Source organism: Saccharibacillus sacchari DSM 19268, from assembly GCF_000585395.1.
Taxonomy (GTDB): domain Bacteria; phylum Bacillota; class Bacilli; order Paenibacillales; family Paenibacillaceae; genus Saccharibacillus; species Saccharibacillus sacchari.
Genome location: NZ_KK073875.1, coordinates 5730340 through 5747782 on the forward strand (window position 1 = coordinate 5730340; position 17443 = coordinate 5747782).

The 17443-nt window shown below is 53.9% G+C and carries 16 protein-coding genes; 5 read left to right on the top strand and 11 right to left on the bottom strand.

What is annotated here, in order from left to right; genetic code table 11:
- Nucleotides 1–25: 25 nt before the first annotated feature.
- Together SACSAC_RS24875 and SACSAC_RS24880 are read left to right on the top strand one after the other, a co-directional pair.
- Nucleotides 26–1237 (top strand): PQQ-dependent sugar dehydrogenase, encoded by a 1212-nt coding sequence (locus tag SACSAC_RS24875; RefSeq protein ID WP_245608699.1) that lies wholly within the window; start codon nt 26–28, stop codon nt 1235–1237.
- A gap of 575 nt (nt 1238–1812) precedes the next feature.
- On the top strand, nt 1813–2928 hold the full coding sequence (locus SACSAC_RS24880; RefSeq protein WP_051507575.1) for an undecaprenyldiphospho-muramoylpentapeptide beta-N-acetylglucosaminyltransferase: 1116 nt from the start codon (nt 1813–1815) through the stop codon (nt 2926–2928).
- A 516-nt stretch (nt 2929–3444) separates the two neighbouring features.
- Here the strand turns inward: SACSAC_RS24880 and SACSAC_RS24885 are convergent.
- From SACSAC_RS24885 to SACSAC_RS27430, 3 genes are read right to left on the bottom strand one after another with little or no spacing between them, the layout of a single operon-like run.
- Complete coding sequence (locus tag SACSAC_RS24885; RefSeq protein WP_156951098.1) at nt 3445–4413, bottom strand: ADP-ribosylglycohydrolase family protein; 969 nt, start codon at nt 4411–4413, stop codon at nt 3445–3447.
- 43 nt (nt 4414–4456) lie between these two features.
- The gene (locus tag SACSAC_RS24890) at nt 4457–4939 is read right to left on the bottom strand and encodes a YfbM family protein (RefSeq protein ID WP_037291125.1); all 483 of its coding nucleotides are present in this window, start codon (nt 4937–4939) and stop codon (nt 4457–4459) included.
- A 21-nt stretch (nt 4940–4960) separates the two neighbouring features.
- Nucleotides 4961–5434, bottom strand: a complete 474-nt coding sequence (locus SACSAC_RS27430) for a YfbM family protein (protein ID WP_169833799.1) — start codon at nt 5432–5434, stop codon at nt 4961–4963.
- A 443-nt stretch (nt 5435–5877) separates the two neighbouring features.
- Between SACSAC_RS27430 and SACSAC_RS24900 the strand changes: the two genes are divergently transcribed.
- The gene (locus SACSAC_RS24900; protein WP_037291126.1) at nt 5878–7188 is read left to right on the top strand and encodes an aminotransferase class I/II-fold pyridoxal phosphate-dependent enzyme; all 1311 of its coding nucleotides are present in this window, start codon (nt 5878–5880) and stop codon (nt 7186–7188) included.
- Nucleotides 7189–7327: 139 nt separating this feature from the next.
- Here the strand turns inward: SACSAC_RS24900 and SACSAC_RS24905 are convergent, their stop codons facing one another.
- Nucleotides 7328–7939, bottom strand: coding sequence for a TetR/AcrR family transcriptional regulator (locus SACSAC_RS24905; protein WP_037291127.1), 612 nt, complete (start codon nt 7937–7939; stop codon nt 7328–7330).
- Between the two features lie 140 nt (nt 7940–8079).
- Here SACSAC_RS24905 and SACSAC_RS24910 point away from each other — a divergent pair, with 140 nt between their 5' ends.
- Nucleotides 8080–9243 carry an MFS transporter gene (locus tag SACSAC_RS24910; RefSeq protein WP_051507402.1) on the top strand — a complete coding sequence of 388 codons (1164 nt, stop codon included), beginning with the start codon at nt 8080–8082 and terminating at the stop codon, nt 9241–9243.
- A gap of 132 nt (nt 9244–9375) precedes the next feature.
- Here SACSAC_RS24910 and SACSAC_RS24915 read toward each other — a convergent pair whose 3' ends face one another.
- The 7 genes from SACSAC_RS24915 to SACSAC_RS24945 form a co-directional block, all read right to left on the bottom strand.
- On the bottom strand, nt 9376–10782 hold the full coding sequence (locus SACSAC_RS24915; protein ID WP_051507403.1) for an ABC transporter permease: 1407 nt from the start codon (nt 10780–10782) through the stop codon (nt 9376–9378).
- Nucleotides 10779–11540, bottom strand: a complete 762-nt coding sequence (locus tag SACSAC_RS24920) for an ABC transporter ATP-binding protein (protein WP_037291129.1) — start codon at nt 11538–11540, stop codon at nt 10779–10781. The genes SACSAC_RS24915 and SACSAC_RS24920 overlap by 4 nt, the downstream gene beginning before the upstream one ends.
- Nucleotides 11541–11703: 163 nt before the next feature.
- On the bottom strand, nt 11704–13146 hold the full coding sequence (locus SACSAC_RS24925; RefSeq protein WP_037291130.1) for a DEAD/DEAH box helicase: 1443 nt from the start codon (nt 13144–13146) through the stop codon (nt 11704–11706).
- Nucleotides 13147–13683: 537 nt separating this feature from the next.
- Nucleotides 13684–14103, bottom strand: a complete 420-nt coding sequence (locus SACSAC_RS24930) for a universal stress protein (RefSeq protein WP_037291131.1) — start codon at nt 14101–14103, stop codon at nt 13684–13686.
- Nucleotides 14104–14136: 33 nt separating this feature from the next.
- The gene (locus tag SACSAC_RS24935) at nt 14137–15372 is read right to left on the bottom strand and encodes an MFS transporter (RefSeq protein ID WP_037291132.1); all 1236 of its coding nucleotides are present in this window, start codon (nt 15370–15372) and stop codon (nt 14137–14139) included.
- Nucleotides 15369–15833, bottom strand: coding sequence for a MerR family transcriptional regulator (locus tag SACSAC_RS24940; protein ID WP_245608700.1), 465 nt, complete (start codon nt 15831–15833; stop codon nt 15369–15371). The genes SACSAC_RS24935 and SACSAC_RS24940 overlap by 4 nt, the downstream gene beginning before the upstream one ends.
- Before the next feature lie 182 nt (nt 15834–16015).
- Nucleotides 16016–16312 carry a hypothetical protein gene (locus SACSAC_RS24945; RefSeq protein ID WP_037291133.1) on the bottom strand — a complete coding sequence of 99 codons (297 nt, stop codon included), beginning with the start codon at nt 16310–16312 and terminating at the stop codon, nt 16016–16018.
- 270 nt (nt 16313–16582) lie between these two features.
- On the opposite strand from SACSAC_RS24945, the gene SACSAC_RS24950 reads away from it, so the two are divergent.
- Nucleotides 16583–17182: a DedA family protein gene (locus tag SACSAC_RS24950; RefSeq protein ID WP_037291134.1), complete on the top strand. Its 600-nt coding sequence runs from the start codon at nt 16583–16585 to the stop codon at nt 17180–17182.
- Nucleotides 17183–17443 lie beyond the last annotated feature (261 nt).

A 17443-nucleotide genomic window follows, 5' to 3' on the forward strand; every position in this document is an offset into this window, starting at 1 on the left:
GGAAAAAGAAGGAGGGGGAATGACCATGCCAACCTCGAAAGGAAAAGCGATAACCGTCGCGTTACTTTTGGCCGTACCGATCTCAATCTATGCGTCCGAGCAGCGCGAAGACGAACAAACCGCCGTTCAACAGACCGAATCGTCTTGGGAAGGACCCAAACTGCTGGCTGCCGGATCGGGAGGATCAACGGCATCCGCTGCCGAAGCCGTTCCGGTACGTATCGCCGCGGCTTCGCTGACCGACCCGTTGCAGGGCGGATACGATGTCGCGGCCACGAAGCTGAAAGTGCCGTGGTCGATGCAGTTTGCCGGAGACGCGGTCTACATCACGCAGCGCGGCGGCGGCATCGTCGAAGTGAAGAACGGCAAGCAGACGGTTCAGGAGCTTCGCACCAAAAAGACGCTGCGCGTCGTCGGCGAAGCCGGACTGACCGGATTCGTGCTCGACGACAATTTTGCGAAAAATAAATACGCCTATGTCTATCATGCTTACGAGGAAAAAGGAAAAGCGCTGAATCGGATCGTCAAAGTCAAGTTGGTCAACGGCGTCTGGCGCGAGCAAAAAGAACTGTTGTCCGGCATTCCGGGCGGACGGATTCACGAAGGCGGACGTCTCGCGATCGGACCCGACGGCATGCTCTACAGCACCTCCGGAGATGCCAATCAACGCGAGCTTTCTCAGGACCTCTCCAGCTACGGCGGCAAGGTGCTGCGCATGACGACGAGCGGCATGGTTCCGAAAGACAATCCGTTTAAAAATTCCTATGTATACGCCTATGGTCTGCGCAATTCCCAAGGGTTAGCCTGGACATCCAGCGGTACGCTGTATGCCTCCGATCACGGTCCGAGCGGCGCTCCGATCCCGGGCGGCGGCACGGACACGACGGGATTGGACGAAATCAACGTCATCACGCCGGGCGGCAACTACGGCTGGCCGACTATTCAGGGAACCCAGACCGCACCAGGGCTGATCTCTCCTTATTACGTCGCCGGCCCGCAGGCTATCGCGCCTTCCGGAATCGCCGCAACGCCGGATAATAAAATTCTGGTCGCGACCTTGGCCGGCCAAAGCCTGAAACAATTCGACCCGATCACCAAAACGATGACCGATGTATTGACGGGCGAAGGTCGTATCCGCGATGTCGCGGTGCATGACGGCAAAATCTACGTCCTGACCAACAATACGTCGGGCGGTACGCCGGGCGCGGACGACGATCGGCTGCTGATTTTGAAATAAAACGCGAACGGCAGTCTGCAATCGCGGAGACGTTGGCCAAAGGCGATAAACAAGTAAATCACACAGCAAACGATTCGGCAAAAAGCGTCGATTGATCGCAGCGGAAAGAAAATGTTGCGTGCTTCCCGCATTTTTCGTTAGATGAGCAGATTCAAACTGAAATGTTGCAGACATCCATCAATTTTTCGCTTTTCCGACGATTAGTAGGAAACTGGCGCAAAATGATGGACGTTCGCAACATTTTTTGGTGTAAACCGCTGCTTTGGCCGAAAATGATGGATAGCCGCAACATTTTGCGCAAACGGTCGCGGCTTTTGGCGGCCTTTTACATCTGTTCCCCGCGAATCTATGCGCCGAATGCGTTCGGCGGAAGCTTTCTTTCCAATCCGACCGTATCTTTATTCGAACGCTCCCCGTTGCAAGCACGTGCATGCAGCGCGTTTTCGCGCAGTTCGTTTTCTGTTCGGCCTCTTGGTTTTTCCGTCTTCCGGTCGTACAATAGAGCTTGCGTGCGGTGGCAGCTGTTTGCCTTGTCCGCCGAATTCACCGTTTCCATCAAAGGAGATTTTCAAATTATGATTTCTCATTCACAACCCTATACATCTGCTCAAACTACCGAAGATTCCAAACGAATCGTGCTGACCGGAGGCGGTTCGGCCGGACACGTCGCGGTCAATCTGGCGCTTATTCCCGAACTGCGCGAACAGGGCTGGGCAATCGATTATATCGGCTCGGAGACGGGCATCGAAAAAGAATTGGTCGAAGGACTGCCCGGCGTCTCCTACCATGCGATCGCTACAGGCAAGCTGCGGCGTTATTTTTCGTTGCAAAATTTCTCCGATCCGTTCCGCATTTTAAAAGGAGTCGGTCAATCCGGACGTCTGATCCGTCGATTGAAGCCGTCCGTCGTCTTTTCCAAAGGCGGGTTCGTCTCGGTTCCCGTCGTGCTGGGCGCATGGATGAACCGCGTACCTGCGCTGATTCACGAATCCGATTATTCTCCCGGCTTGGCGAACAAACTTGCCCTTCCGTTCGCAGCCGCCCTGTGCACCACTTTCCCGGAAACGGCTTCCGCGGTCAAAACGGGCAAAGCGGTGCAAATCGGCTCTGTCGTGCGCCCCGAATTGAAAGAAGGCGAAGCCTCCCGCGGTCTGGAACTGCTAGGATTTGACGGGGAAAAGCCTGTGCTGCTGGCCGCCGGCGGCAGTCTGGGCTCGCGTGCGCTGAACGCAAATTTGCGCCGGAATCTGGATACGCTGCTGGAGCGCTTCGATATCGTGCATCTTTGCGGGAAAAAGGGGCTCGACGATTCGCTGTCGGATCGGAAGGGATATCGGCAGTTTGAATACGTGAACGAAGGCATGGCCGATATTCTGGCGGCGGCCGATATCGTGTTCAGCCGGGCCGGGTCCAACGCGATCTTCGAATACCTGGCGCTCGGAAAGCCAATGCTGCTATGTCCGCTCGGACGGAAGCAAAGCCGCGGCGATCAGATTTTGAACGCCGACTCTTTTGTCCGTGCGGGTTATGCGGAGATGATCGATGAAGAGCATTGGGATGATGAGCGTTTCGTGATCAAGCTTGAGGAATTGTACAGTAAGCGGAATCGGTATATTGCGCGGATGCGGACGGCAGAGGAAGGAGATCCGTTGAAGCTGTTGCTCCGGGAGATCGCGAAGGTGGCGGGGTAACGACGCTGCGGGAGAAATTCGTTCAATACGCTGTCTCACGAAGAAAGCTTTCAGCTTTCCTCGTTCAAAGGCGTCTTTCACTGAATTTCTCCCTCCGCTGGTGCGCACGTTCGCGATCAGTTTAGGGAAGAGAAAAAGATTTAAAAAAAGGCTGTCCCAAAGGTAAGTTTTGGGACAGCTTTTTTAACGTTTTTTCAAGATTGATAAAGCGCTTTGGGTGCATGTTGTTTCATTGTTGCGAAAAAGCAAGAATGATTAGGGATTGAGCTTGGAATTGAGATCATTGTTGCTAAAAAGCAACAATTCTCGACTGAAAAAGGCGTTTTAGGCTTTTAAGGGCAGCATTATTGCTTGTTCGCAACAATGACGTTCTCTTGCCCGGTTTATCGCCTAAATTGTTGCTTATACGCAGGAATGACTATGACGTGGCTGGATGTGCCGCAATCTATTAAGTCTGTTTAGAAGCAAATCTGCCTATTGGGCGATTTTCGTTCTTCCCTATGCGCAAATCCTGTTCTACGTTTGCTTGCGCAATACCGCCTCAAACTTGGACACCAGTTCGCGCAATTCGTCCAGCTTGGCGATCTGGGATAGCCATTCGGGCGGGATGGAAGATTCGCCATACAGGATACCCGCCAAGCCGCCGACTACGGCTGCGGTAGTGTCGGTGTCTTCGCCCAGATTGACGGCTTTCAAAGCGGTCTCGCGGTAGCTGTCGGCAGTGAGCAGGCACCATGCGGCGGCTTCCAGCGTATCGACGACGTAGCCGCTTGAGCGGATTTCGTCTCTTTTTAACGAGGCTAATTCGCCGTTCAGCACGCGCTCGAATGCTGCCAGCTCTGCATGTCCGGCGTGACGTTCGTTGATTGCCGCGACGGTTGCTTGATACGCTTGTTCCGCAGACTGTCCTTCCAACAATTTCAGCGCCATTTCCACATAGATCTGGCAGGCCAGCAGGGAGCGGGGGTGTCTGTGCGTGACGGACGAGACTTCGTTCACGAGGCGTTCGCGTTCTGTAGGTTCCAGATTCTGCGTGTAAAAAGCCATCGGCAAGATGCGCATCAGCGAGCCGTTGCCGTTGGAACGTTCATGCGTAAGTCCTGCGAATTTGGCCCAGACGGCTTCGGTCCGGTAGCGTTCCAGCGCTTCGCGCGTCGCGTTGCCGATATCGAACAGCTCGTTGTATGGCGTCATATACCCGTGCGTCAGCCAACGGACAAAGCGGCCTGCCATGTCTTCGGTATCGCACTCGCCTTGCAAAGCCAGACTTTCCACCGTGCACCAGGTCATCGTGCTGTCGTCCGACCATGTGCCCGGCGGCTGGTTATACGTGCCGTAGCCGAACATGTCCGTGACGGGGTCGCGATCCAAAGCGCTTCTGGATCGAAACTCGACCGGAACGCCCAGCGCATCGGCTACGGTTAGTCCCAGCAGCGCGCCGTGCAATCGATCGGGCGTCAAGTGTCCTTTATACGAATTGCTCATTTCTCCTCCTGTTCCCGAAACTTCCTTGTTCGGCTCAAGTTGCTTACGAGACGTAGATTAACATGCCTTCGCCGTTTTCTGCCGCTTGATGGTAGTAGGCCTTCATCGGCCCGTAATAGCTCAGCAGATAATCCAACTCTCCCGCATCGTTCCAATCCGGCGCCGGATAGACGCCCGCTTCGTTCATGTCGTCGGGCGCAAAGCCTTTTTTCAACGCATCGTCGTCGAGGACTTCCAGCGCTCCGGAAACTTCGCGCACTTGATCGGGCGTCAGATAACGAACGATAATGTCTTCCGTTTCTTCTTCGTTAATCGGCTGGCCGCCCATAAGCGCGTTGTAGAGCGGTCCTTTTCCTCCGAAAGCATCTCCGCACAGCAGATAATGCAGGCCGTGCCAAGCCTTGTCGAGATCCAGCTCGTCTTCGGCTTCGTCGCCAAAAACGTACTCGTCCAACGTTGCCGTTTTGTCGATCAAGGCAGCTAACAGCTCCGCCGGTACCCTTTTCAAATAACCGATCATTCCCATCTCGAATAACCTCCTTGTGGTCTAAAATGAATACAGCAGCATTCCTTCGCCGTTCTCGGCCGCCGCTCGGTAATACGCCGTCAATGCCCGATAACGTTCCAGCAAATGATCCAGCTCGCCGGGAGCGCTCCAATCCGCCGACGGATACACGCCCTCTTCGTTCATTCGCTGAGGGTTGAATCCCGCCGTCAGCTCCGCTTCCGACTTGGCCTGCAGCGCCTGCGCGACTTCGCGGGTCTGTTCCGCGCTAAGCGAACGCACCAACTCTTCCGCATGTTCCAGAGGACGTCCGCCCATTAGCGCATTGAACAAAGGTCCCTTCCCCGTCAGCGCCCCGTCACAGATCAAATCGTGCAACCCGTACCAGGAGCGACTCAGATCAAGGGCTTCCTTGCCTCCTTCAAACAAATACCCGTCCGGGTCCCCGGCCCCCTCAATCATCTCCAGCAGCTTGCTTTCGGATACGGCTTTCAGTTGCATCGTCACGCCCATCATCCACTCTCCCTTCTTTACCTGCTCCTGATCATTTTTTAAAACGCTCTTTTGCCCGCATGCCCTATGCACATCGTGCGCTTTATGTAAGTTTGAACTTCTATCCTTATTGTACATGTTTTTGTACACGTTAAGCGATTCGCTTGAACCGTGTCCATCCATCGCAGACTTTACCAAAGGGCACAATCGGAACTCAGGCGGCTGCTCCTTTTCCGATTAAACCCTCATTCTCATGTTCTACTCCTTTCCGCACAAATAGTTGACATGGAATCAAAATCATTCGGAAATGTCAACCGTTCACAGGAGAAGGACAAGATGAGACGATTTCGGCAAAAAAAGTAGCAACATGAATGAAAACCCTTAAAAAATCCGGGTATTTTCCGTGACGCGCCCATGTGAGGATGCTATAATTGACGCAATTCTGTTTGGAAGGATGAAGACGCGCAATGAACCCAATGGCTGAACAATGGAACGAGAAGATCAAAGCGGGAAACGCGCATGTCCACGACATGTTGTCGGGACTCGGCCGAGAGATCTATTTCCCGAAGGAAGGCATTTTGAGCCAGTCCGCCGAGGCGACGGCGCACGCCAAGAAATATAACGCCACGATCGGCATCGCGACCGAGAACGGCGGACCGATGCACTTGAAAGTGATTCAGGATAAACTGTCGGCTTACAATCCAAAGGATCTGTACGGCTATGCGCCTCCCGCGGGCAAGCCGGAACTTCGATCCGCATGGCGCGAGAAGATGATTCGCGAGAACCCTTCGCTTGAAGGCAAATCGTTCGGCAATCCGATCGCGACCAATGCGCTGACGCACGGCCTGAGCATCGTGGCCGACTTGTTTGCCGATGCGGGCGACGCGGTCGTGTATCCGGACAAAAACTGGGAGAACTACGAGTTGACCTTCGGCATCCGCCGCGGCGCGAAGATCGTCAACTACGAACTGTTTACTACGGACATGAAATTCAATGCCGAAGCGTTCCGCAAAGCATTGCTGGAGCAAAAAGAAGCGGGCAAAGCGATCGTGCCGCTCAACTTCCCGAACAACCCGACCGGCTATACGCCGAGTGTCGAAGAAGGCGACCAGATTATCAAGGTTCTGCTGGAAGCGGCAGACGCGGGTATCGATCTCGTTGTCGTGAGCGACGATGCTTATTTCGGTCTGTTCTTCGAGGATTCGCTGCATGAGTCGTTGTTCGGCAAACTTGCCGGCCTGCATCCACGCATTCTGCCAGTTAAAATCGATGGAGCAACGAAAGAAGAGTTTGTCTGGGGCTTCCGCGTAGGCTTCATCACCTTCGCTTCGGATAACGCCGATATACTGGCAGGACTGGAGCAAAAGACGATGGGCATCATCCGCGCGACGATCTCCAGCGGTCCTCACCCGTCGCAGACTTTCGTGCTGGACGCGCTGAAAGCCTCGGAATTCGAAGCACAGAAGCATGAGAAATTCCTGATCATGAAAGGCCGCGCCAACAAGGTCAAAGACCTGCTCGACAGCGGCAAATACGAAGGCGTCTGGACCTATTACCCGTTCAACTCCGGTTACTTCATGTGCCTGAAGCTGAACGAAGGCATTCCGGCCGAACAGCTTCGCCAGCATCTGCTGCGCGAATACGGCGTCGGCACGATCGCGCTCGGCGAGACCGACCTGCGCGTTGCTTTCTCCTGTATCGCGGAAGAGAACCTGGAAGATCTGTTCGATCTCGTGTATAAAGGCGCGAAAGAATTGCAAGCGGCTAAAAGCGAATAAGAATCTTTGACGGCACGCGTTCAAATTGAATATTCCGATTTATGCTCAAAAAGGCTGTTGAGAATTTCTCAACAGCCTTTTTTTGCTTTATGGACTTGCGAAGAAAATAAAGTACGCCCTAGAACGCTCCCAAATCAAGTCAGGCCGAATGTCGAACAAGATTCCAGATCTCCATGAATTTCGTGATGGCCTGATCGATCGTTTCAAAAGGAACGCCGTCCCGAGCCTGTGTAGAGATGCCTTGCATAAAGGTATCAAATACGGTGGTCAACATGTGTATATCCGTGGAAGCAGGGAGTTCGCCGGTATCCACCGCACGCCGGATGCAATCTTGAAGGCGATTGCGAGTCAGCTTTCTTTTCTCGGCGGCAATATCGCGGATATGATTATTTTTGGACGAACACGTAGTAGCCGACAGCACGATTAAACAACCGGATGGATGCGCGCTGTCCGTTTGCATTTTTGCGGTACTTCTTAACGTGGTTTCAATCGCCTCTTTCGGCGAAAGCGCAAGATCCGAAAAACTTTTCGTCACGCGTCCAAACGTATTCATATATCGTTCTACGGCTTCTTTATACAACGCTTCTTTGGATTCAAAAGCTGCGTAAAAGCTGGCTGCCGAAATATCCCCCATGACTGCTCGAAGCTGAAGCAATGAAGTCGCCTCGAACCCTTGCTCCCAAAAAAGCAGCATCGCCTGCACTACAGCTTCATCCCGATCAAAAATGCGCGGACGCCCCGTTCTTGCCATTAGAGATTCCCTCCCTTTTCTTAATTATATACTAATCGATCCATAAATCATTGACAAGTACAGCTGCTCTGAATAATATAAGGAATGATCGATCCATAAGTCGATTGATTACTTCATTTCATCTTAAAGGAGCTGTACGAATGTCCGATCTATCTGCTCGTCGTTTTCCGCGGCTCGGTTTGCTTGCCCTCGCTATGGCAGGGTTTATAGCCATCATGACCGAAACGCTTCCTGCGGGATTGCTGCCGCAAATCAAAGAAGGGCTGCAAATTTCCGAGTCGAGTGCCGGACAACTGGTTACTTTTTATGCAGTCGGGTCGCTGGTTGCCGCCATACCGGTGGCCGTACTGACCAAAAGCTGGCGCCGGCGTCCGCTTTTGCTTCTGTCTATTTTCGGGTTTCTGGTCTTCAACACCATTACTGCCCTTTCGTCAAACTATGCGCTGACGCTTTTTGCCCGTTTCTTCGCCGGCGTTGCCGCGGGCGTTTCCTGGGGTCAGATCGGCGGTTACGCCTTACGCATGGTACCTGAGCATCTGAAAGGAAGAGGCATGGCCGTGGCGATGATCGGAACGCCGCTTGCCTTATCGTTCGGCGTTCCGGCAGGTACGTTGCTGGGTTCGTTCATGGGCTGGCGCTCGGTGTTCTGGCTGATGTCGTTGCTGGCGTTTATACTGATCTTCTGGATACTCTGGAAAGTGCCGGATTATCCGGGGCAGTCAGCGGATAAGCGGACCTCCGTCAAGCAAGTCTTGTTCACCCCCGGCATCCTTCCCGTTTTGACCGTCGTCTTGGCATGGATGTTGGCTCATAACATTTTGTATACGTACATCGCTCCTTTTCTCGCCGATGTCGGGTTGGAATCCAAAGTCGGACTCATCTTGCTCGTATTCGGTCTGATGGCATTGGTGGGCATTTGGATTACGGGCCTGTTCATCGATCGGTGGTTACGCATGCTGGTTCTCGTGAGCCTCGCGGGATTTTCCTTGATTGCTCTTATATTGGGTTTGTGGAGCGAGCATGCTATGGTCGTCTTCGGTTCGGTTGCCTTGTGGGGTCTTACATTCGGCGGTGCCGCTACCCTGCTCCAGACCGCGCTTGCTCAAGCTACGGACGAACAAGGCGTGGATCTCGTCATGCCGATCAATACAACCGTTTGGAATTTGGCTATTGCCCTTGGGGGAATCATAGGAGGCGTTCTTCTGACCCAATGGGGAGCTGCATCGTTTAGCTGGGTCATATTAGCCTTATCGCTGGTCGCTTTGTTTGTGGCAGGGAGTGCCAAAAGGTACGGCTTCCGATAATCGGGTATGTTGATCCGCTACTTCTCCGACTACGGACGCGGCTTCATTCGACCGTGAATTCGCGGTTGTTAATATCGTGGTTTTCTTTACGCATAAAAAAATCCGGACAGTTATTTGTCCGGATTTTTTAGATTACTCGTCTTCCCCTTCCAGCTTGCGCCATTTCCGTCCGGCGGAATTGTACAGCAGGAAACACAGCACCCAAGCAGCAACAAGTGCTCCGACCGCAAGCAGCGGATCGGAAGGCAACGTGAGCAGGAACGGCAGCCACATGAACGCCGAAGCAATCAGCAGGACGCGAATCATGAGATGCAGCCCGGCGCGTACGCGCGAATCCTCAGGAATCGGATACAATCCCAGCCAGAGCGAATCGGCATGGGTACGGCGCAATCCGTTAAGCTGCATCCCGATCATGAAGGTGAACAACAGCAGCAAAGCCAAGCCCAACCACGATTCGCGGGCAAGCAGTTGGAGAACGAACCCGACGACTGCCAGACGCGCCGCCATTCCGAGCATGTCGCCGCGAATAAACGAACGCGTCAGAAGGAAGCGATACGCCTCCTCCGGCTTCCACGGGATCGAGCGTCCTATACCGGACAGCAAACGTCGACGATATACGCGCGGGTCCTGCGTCGGCACGTCCACGAACCAGCCGAGCATGCGCATGGAGCGACCTGCTTGCGCTTTTTCGACCGCGATCAGACGCTCCCAAGGTACGCGGTGCTTAGGCGGGAAACGCAGCGCCAGCGCGTACAGCGCCGCGAGGGCGACGATCGCGATAACGGACCAAAACAACGGCAGCCAGAACCAAGCGAATACGCTCGCCGCCGCCAGCACCCAACGCAGCAACCGATAGATATCGGCCTGACGGGCGGATACCATCCGGTGTTCCTGCCAAGCGCCGTAAGCGAACAACAGTTTCAGGCCGAGTACCAACAGCAAACTCGCCCATAGATTCGCGTGATCGTTCGGCAGCACGCGAATATAGATCGGCCAAGCAACGAGCAGGACAACCCAAATCAACAGCAGTTTGCCGATGACGCCTGCGCGCCAAGCCGGGGAAAAGTACGCCTTCATCTGCGTTTCGAGCGGCAGCAGGAAGACCGTATCCGCCGATTGCAGATACGTGCGGAAGCTGCTCCAGGCCGCCATCGGGAAGATCAGAATCGACAGAATCCATTGAATCGGAAGCCCCGGCGGCATATCTTGGAGGATCGATGTGTACCATGCCGAGAACAAAATCAGCAGCAGCAACACCGATACGGCAAGTCCGCTTTGGATAATGTACGGCAGGTAAGGCAGGATTCGACCCAAGAAGATCGAACGCCGTTTGCCGCGCATCGCCATCATGCCTTCTGCCGTCATCGGAGCGATCGTTCCGGGCGCCCAAGGCAGGCCGGAAACGATCGGGCGTCCGTTCTCTCCGTCGGCCGTGCGGCCCGCGGGTTGCTTGGAAGCAGAAGCGGACGTTCCGTTTCCCTGCAACGGCGTCGGATCGTTTCCTTTTCCCGAACCTCCGTCGTGCTGCGGCCCGGTCATTGAATGCCTCCCGCGCCCTCGGCCCGAACCAATCGGTCGAACATGTCTTCCAGGGAAGCGCCGGGCATACGGGCCGCTTTTCGAATGTCCTCCAACGTCCCTTGCACGATAATGCGCCCTTTATGCAAAATCACGAAGCGGTTACAGTAGTTCTCGATCGTGGACAAAATATGCGAACTGAGCAGAATCGAAGCCCCTTCGCGGTTGACCTCGACCATGTACTCCAGCAGATCGCGGATGCCGAGCGGATCAAGGCCGAGGAACGGCTCGTCGATCACGTACAACGGCGGACGCGCGATGAAGGCGCACATGATCATAACCTTCTGCTTCATCCCTTTGGACAAATGCGAGGACAGGCTGTGTTCTTTGTCCTTCATGTAAAAAAGCTTCAGCAGCCGCTCCGCCCGTTCTTCGAATACGGCATGATCGACGCCGTAAGCGCGAGCCGTGAATTCCAAATGCTCGCGCACCGTCAATTCCTCGTACAACACCGGGGACTCGGGAACGAAAGCGAGCGAAGCGCGATAACTCCCCGGGTCGTCTTTGAGCAGCGAGCCGCCGATCCGAACTTCGCCTTCCCGCGGAGACATCAGGCCCAGAATATGCTTCATCGTCGTACTTTTGCCTGCGCCGTTCAGACCGATCAAGCCGACCATTTCGCCCGGAGCGACTTCAAAATCGACATCGTGCAGAACCGGCTTGTTCACGCTGTAACCGCCGGTCAGCCTTCCTACCTTCAGGATGGCTTGTTCACTCATACTCCTTCACCTCTTCTGCGTCTGATGCTTGAAATTTAATGATGCTCAAACTTCGCATTCAAGCGAATTCTCGCTTCAAGTGAGACAAGCTGCTCCTACCTTGCCCACGCTAAAAGCAAGGTTATGCCCGGCCGGACATAACCTCTGATTAAGAGTTGACAAGTTATTCGGTGGACCGTTTGTCTTTCAGCCATTTCGGTGCGCCTTTGTCTTTGTTCGGCTGCTTTTTGCCGCCTTTGGGTCCGCGGCCTGCGGGAGCCGAAGGCTTGCCTGCATTTGCGCCGCTAGGAGCAGCCGCGCGCTGCGGAGCTTCACTGCGAACAGGGTCTGCCGCGCCGAAGCTCGATGCATGACTGCGAGCGGCCGAAGAAGATGCCGTTGTTTCATTCCGTTTATTCGACGAAGGGTCAGCCGGCTTTTTCGGAGTCCGGCGGGATGCGCCCGAACGACGCTCGTCCGCTTCTTCCGGCGAAAGCACCGCGCCTTCGTACAGCGCGCGCTCCACGATCGGCGTATCCAGTTCGCGCGAGAATTTGCGCATGATGAACGCTTGGCGATCGGTCACGATCGATACGGACAACCCTTTGCGTCCCATCCGGCCCGTGCGGCCCGCGCGGTGAACGTAATGCTCCGAATCCGCTGCCGGATCGAGATGCACGACCAGCTCCAGTCCCGGAATGTCCAAGCCGCGCGCGGCAACGTCGGTCGCGACCAGCAGACGGAACTTGCCGGAGCGGAACTGCGACAGCACGGTTGCGCGGGTTACTTTGTCCGAATCGCCGTATAATGTGCGCGCTTCAAGCCCCAGATGGTTCAGCTTCGCTTCCACCTCGGCGATCGTTTCCGTCTGGTTGACGAAAACGATGACGCGCTGCGGGTTGTAATGCCGCACGACGCGGCGCAGCGTATCGATCCGATCCCGCTCTTGGCAAACGAAGTACAGATGCTGCGTGGATTTTGCCAGCTTTTGTTCCGGCTCGATTCCGACATCGACCGGATCGCGCATTTCGCGACTGGCCAATCCGCGAACGTCTTGCCCGAGCGTGGCGGACAAGAAGATCAACTGACGGTCGCGCAGCGCGCCCTTGAGCAGTCCGCGCACATCGTCGGCTCCGCCCATTTGGAAAATCTGATCCGCTTCGTCGAGTACGATCGTGCGCACTTCATGCAGCTTCAGCTTGCGCGTGGACAACAGCTCGCGCAGGCGTCCCGGCGTGCCCACGACCAAATGCGGGCGTTGGCGCAGCTTTTCGACCTGCCGCGCCGCCGAAGCGCCGCCGATCAGGCCGATCGTGCCGATGCCGATCGGAGCGCCGTACTTTTCGCCTTCGCGCACGATCTGCATCGCCAATTCCTGCGTAGGTGCAATTACGAGCACTTGGCTTTCCTTTTTCTCCGCATCGATCTTTTGAAGCAGCGGCAGCAGATAACTGAGGGTCTTCCCTGTTCCCGTCTGCGATTGGGCCAGCACGTCGCGTCCTTCCAGGATAGGCGGAATGGCTTCCGCCTGGATCGGACTCGGCTTATCGATTCCGTATTCAAGCAATGCAGCCGTCAGCGCTTCGCCGATCCCGAGCTGCGTGAATTGTTCGATTTCTTTTGTCATTTCGTTGTTCCACCTTTAGATGTAATCGCTCGCGGCGTGAATGCCTGAGATTGAGATAACTTCTTCCTATTATAGGGGCTCCCAAATGCAAATAGAAATACAAGATTCTCATACTGCTCTAAGCATACCAGACTGCAACGCCAAAAAGCACCCTTTCGCCTGCTAACGGGAAAGGATGCTTGCTTGATCGATCAATGATTCAACGTGCCTCTATTTGCGGTCTTGCAGTTTGGGCAACATTCTTATGCGAAAAACAAAGCTCGACATACTCAAGTTGTATTTTTTGCAACAAAATCAGCAAAAACGCATCCTTTCAAGCCTCATTTTTCGAAAAATGATGCATATTCTGCAACTTAAGCTTGATAATTGGCCTTTTTGCAGACATAATCTTGTACTTTTTACAACTTACCGCACTGTCCTGAACGACTTGCCCTGCCACTCCGCTGTCCTGCTGAATGACTCCTTACGATTCCAATAAACGACTCCTTGCGGCCCTGCTCACTTCTCCCCTACTGAGTTACGCCCGGCTCTCCCCGTTTACCGAACCGTCATCACCGGGCACGGCGCGTGCTGAATGACCTTGTGGCTCACGCTGCCCAGCAGCAGTTCGGCCGCCAGGCCATGCCCGCGCGTGCCTACTACAAGCAGATCGACGCTTTCGCTTCGAGCAAATTCGCAAATTTCGCGCGCCGCATCGCCTTTTCGCACCGCTGTCTCGTAAGCAAGCCCCGAAGCCGCAAGCTTCTCCTCGGCCGACTTCAACAGTGCCAATCCCTCTGCCTCGATCCGCTCGTCCGGGTCGACGCCGAACGGCGGCTCGTTCATCGACACGAACGAATCAATATGCAATGCCGTCACTTTCGGAGATTCAGCCAAAGACTGCCCCAGCTTAATCGCTTCTTCCAAAGCCCTTACTGAACCTGCCGAACCGTCTATGGCTGCTACGATATGCTTCATTTTTCCCGCTTCCTCTCTGTAAAAGGTTGAGTCTTAATGACTGATCGCCGCATCGATATGCGACAGATGGCGACGTCTCAGCAGCAACGCGATCACGCCGATCACGACCATTGCCGCACCGAAGTAAAACGGCATTTCCGCGCTGAACCATTCCGCCAGTTTGCCCGCCAGGAACGGAGACACCGCGCCGCCCATGAACCGAACGAAGCTGTAAGCCGCGGATGCGGTGGAACGTTCGACCGGAGCGGACTCCATAACAGCCGTGGTGATCAGCGTGTTGTTGATACCCAGGAACGCACCGGCAACGATGACGCAGACGATAACGGTAGTCGGACTGCCCATCACCGTACCGATCGCCATCGCCAGCAAATCGATCGCGAACAGCGTTAGCATGACCGCCATCGAACGCACCGTGCCGAAGCGGCTTTGGATACGCGGCGCGACAAACACGGAGGTGATCGCAAGCAGCAGCCCCCAACCGAAGAACACATAGCCAAGCCCGTGCTCGTCAAGCCCCATCACATAAGGCGAGTACGCCATGAGCGTGAAAAAGCCGAAGTTGTACAAGAAAGCCACGATGCCGAGCGTCATCAGCGACGGAAACGCCAGCGCTTTAAACGGATCGGATAATTTGCTGGTCGTTTTCGGTTTCGGAATCTTCGGCAGCAGCACAGTGACGGCCACAAAGGCAAGAGCCATCAACACGCTGACGCCGAAGAAAGGTCCTCTCCACGAAATTGAGCCAAGCTCTCCGCCCAGCAGCGGTCCGACCGCAATCCCCAAACCCAGTGCTGCTTCATATAAAATGATGGCTTTTGCTGTCCCCGACGTTGAAAGTCCCACAATCGCCGATAGTGCCGTTGCGATGAACAAGGCGTTCCCGAGTCCCCAACCGCCGCGGAAGCCGACGATTTGAGCAATCGTATCCGACGAACCGGCCAGCGCCGCAAACACGACGGTCAAGAAAATACCGCTCAACAAGGTCTTTTTGACCCCGATCCGGCTGGAAACGAACCCGGTGATCAGCATCGCGACGCCGGTGACGAAGTTATAACTGGTGAACAGCAGCGACACTTGGCTCGGCGATGCGTCCAATTGCGTGGCAATCGCCGGCAGGATCGGATCGACCAGTCCGATGCCCATAAACGAGATAATGCAGGCGAACATGACGGCCCAGACCGCTTTCGGCTGCGATAAAAAACCGCCTTCCTTCAGGGATTTTCCCTCGGGAGGCAGTGTGTTGGCGCGTATCGGCGTTTCGCTTTTCATGAGTTTTTCCCCTCCGTGATTTTGGCTTCAGATTGATCTTGTTCCTTCTCTATTCTGGCAATTCCGGCGGTTACCCGATCGCGGAACTGCTCCAACTCCTGCTTCATCGCCAGAATCTTGCTGACTTTCTCGTCCAGGGCGCGAAGCTGAGCTTCCAACGTACCGTCCATTTCGCGCAGCTTCTCCAGTTGGCGCTCGGGCTCGCGGATCTGCGGATACAGTTCGCGTTGTCCCGTCAATGCCTGCGCATAATCCATATATTCCTGAATCTCTTGCAGCGAAAAGCCCAGTACGTCGCGTGCCGAGATGACGCGCTGCAAATGCTCGATATGCGCTTGCGTATACTGACGGGTTCCGCCTTCGCTGCGTTGCGGAGCGGGCATTAAGCCGATTTCTTCGTAATAGCGAATCGTCCGTTTGGTAAGTCCCGTCTCCCGGGCGACTTCGTCGATTTTGAACACGATGTAACGCCCTCCTTTTATATATAACAACTTTTACATATGTATATTACATCATAATAACGTTGACGTCAACGTTAGATTTATCTTACTAATGATTCAGCGGGCAAAAAATAAAGGCTGCACCCACGCAAAACGCGCAGACACAGCCTTAAAGGAAAAGTCCAAACAGACATTGACTATTTTTATTCGGAAGGTTTCTCGCTCGGCATTGATTTGAAGCAAGTAATAAACGGCATCGGATCGGTATTGACCGTATACGGGAATACGCCAATACTTGTATGCAAATAAAGCATGCCGATCCCTCCGCCTATTCGGCGGTAAGAAATATCGAACACATGCGCCAACTGAAACTCCCGGCGATGCGTCGTGATGCGGTCGTGATACAGGTCGATCCGGCGGTCCGATACGCTGCAACGCTGCTGTCCTTCGCTGACTTCGCGCTGTACTCGATAATAAGCTTGCGAAGCGATCCAGGCCATCCCTCTCTCCCCCTTGCCTTAACACATATTCTTCCCTTACTTTTAACACAAAAAAAGCCCTGCGAAAACGTCCTTCTGCTTAAGCCGTGTCTTAAAGAGCTTTATTCAGCTTTTTGGATAGGTTTTTAAATGTAACTATTTTCATATAAATGATGCAAGTTTTGACAAGCTACCATTCCTATTGTTACTTTTATAGCAGAAGTAAGTGGCTCAATAAGTGATCGATAATGTGTAGCTTCAAAAATCAGATAGACTCTTGGAGGGCGTGACGTGACTCAATGGATTACGGAATTCATCCTTTTTTTCAAGGATTTGTCGTATGCAGGCGTGGTTATTGCTTTATCATTCGAATTTGTGCCTGCTGAACTTGTTCTTCCGCTTGCAGGTTACTGGGTTTATCTTGGAGATATGAACCTTATTCTTACGATCTTGGCAGGTACGGTCGGAGGCACATTCGGCCCACTGACGCTATATGCGATTGGTCGATTTGGCGGAAGGCCCCTGGTTGAGAAATTCGGCAAGTATTTTTTCATTCGCACACATCATTTAGAAGCCTCTGATCGTTTCTTTGAGAAATACGGCAGCGGGGTCGCTTTTTACGGGCGGTTCGTGCCAGGGATCAGAACTTTGATATCCATACCTTGCGGGGTTACCAAAATGAATGTGTTTAAATTCAGTCTGTATACTTTCTTAGCCATGCTGCCTATTACATCTATTTATGTGTATCTAGGCTTTAAGCTAGGCTCTCAGTGGGAGCATGTAGATGAGCTTATAAAACCTTACATACTGCCGGCGGCCGCGATCTTTATTATCGGTTTTGGACTTTACGTTCTGATCAAACGCTTTAGAAAAGGACGCCTGTCCCCGTAACCGCTAATCACTCATCCATACTAGGGCGTGTCTTCAAACCTGCCAACGTGCATCTTTTACCGCCTTTTCGCGCTGCCCCGGATTCGTACCTAAAGCGTGTACGATTCCGGCAACGTCGCGTCACTTTCCCTTGATGTGCCCCGGCACGACTGCGGAAAAGTTCCTTATTCAGCACGAAAATTCGGCAAAATCTGCTTCCGTCGAGGTTTGAAGACACGCCCTAGATCAGATATTTGAAAAAAATACTCCAATCATTCTCGA

Excerpts from the sequence above, each read along its gene's own strand:
- SACSAC_RS24875 (WP_245608699.1), top strand. The coding sequence starts at position 26 with ATGCCAACCTCGAAAGGAAAAGCGATAACCGTCGCGTTACTTTTGGCC.
- SACSAC_RS24880 (WP_051507575.1), top strand. The coding sequence starts at position 1,813 with ATGATTTCTCATTCACAACCCTATACATCTGCTCAAACTACCGAAGAT.
- SACSAC_RS24885 (WP_156951098.1), bottom strand. The coding sequence starts at position 4,413 with ATGAGCAATTCGTATAAAGGACACTTGACGCCCGATCGATTGCACGGC.
- SACSAC_RS24890 (WP_037291125.1), bottom strand. The coding sequence starts at position 4,939 with ATGGGAATGATCGGTTATTTGAAAAGGGTACCGGCGGAGCTGTTAGCT.
- SACSAC_RS27430 (WP_169833799.1), bottom strand. The coding sequence starts at position 5,434 with ATGATGGGCGTGACGATGCAACTGAAAGCCGTATCCGAAAGCAAGCTG.
- SACSAC_RS24900 (WP_037291126.1), top strand. The coding sequence starts at position 5,878 with ATGAACCCAATGGCTGAACAATGGAACGAGAAGATCAAAGCGGGAAAC.
- SACSAC_RS24905 (WP_037291127.1), bottom strand. The coding sequence starts at position 7,939 with ATGGCAAGAACGGGGCGTCCGCGCATTTTTGATCGGGATGAAGCTGTA.
- SACSAC_RS24910 (WP_051507402.1), top strand. The coding sequence starts at position 8,080 with ATGTCCGATCTATCTGCTCGTCGTTTTCCGCGGCTCGGTTTGCTTGCC.
- SACSAC_RS24915 (WP_051507403.1), bottom strand. The coding sequence starts at position 10,782 with ATGACCGGGCCGCAGCACGACGGAGGTTCGGGAAAAGGAAACGATCCG.
- SACSAC_RS24920 (WP_037291129.1), bottom strand. The coding sequence starts at position 11,540 with ATGAGTGAACAAGCCATCCTGAAGGTAGGAAGGCTGACCGGCGGTTAC.
- SACSAC_RS24925 (WP_037291130.1), bottom strand. The coding sequence starts at position 13,146 with ATGACAAAAGAAATCGAACAATTCACGCAGCTCGGGATCGGCGAAGCG.
- SACSAC_RS24930 (WP_037291131.1), bottom strand. The coding sequence starts at position 14,103 with ATGAAGCATATCGTAGCAGCCATAGACGGTTCGGCAGGTTCAGTAAGG.
- SACSAC_RS24935 (WP_037291132.1), bottom strand. The coding sequence starts at position 15,372 with ATGAAAAGCGAAACGCCGATACGCGCCAACACACTGCCTCCCGAGGGA.
- SACSAC_RS24945 (WP_037291133.1), bottom strand. The coding sequence starts at position 16,312 with ATGGCCTGGATCGCTTCGCAAGCTTATTATCGAGTACAGCGCGAAGTC.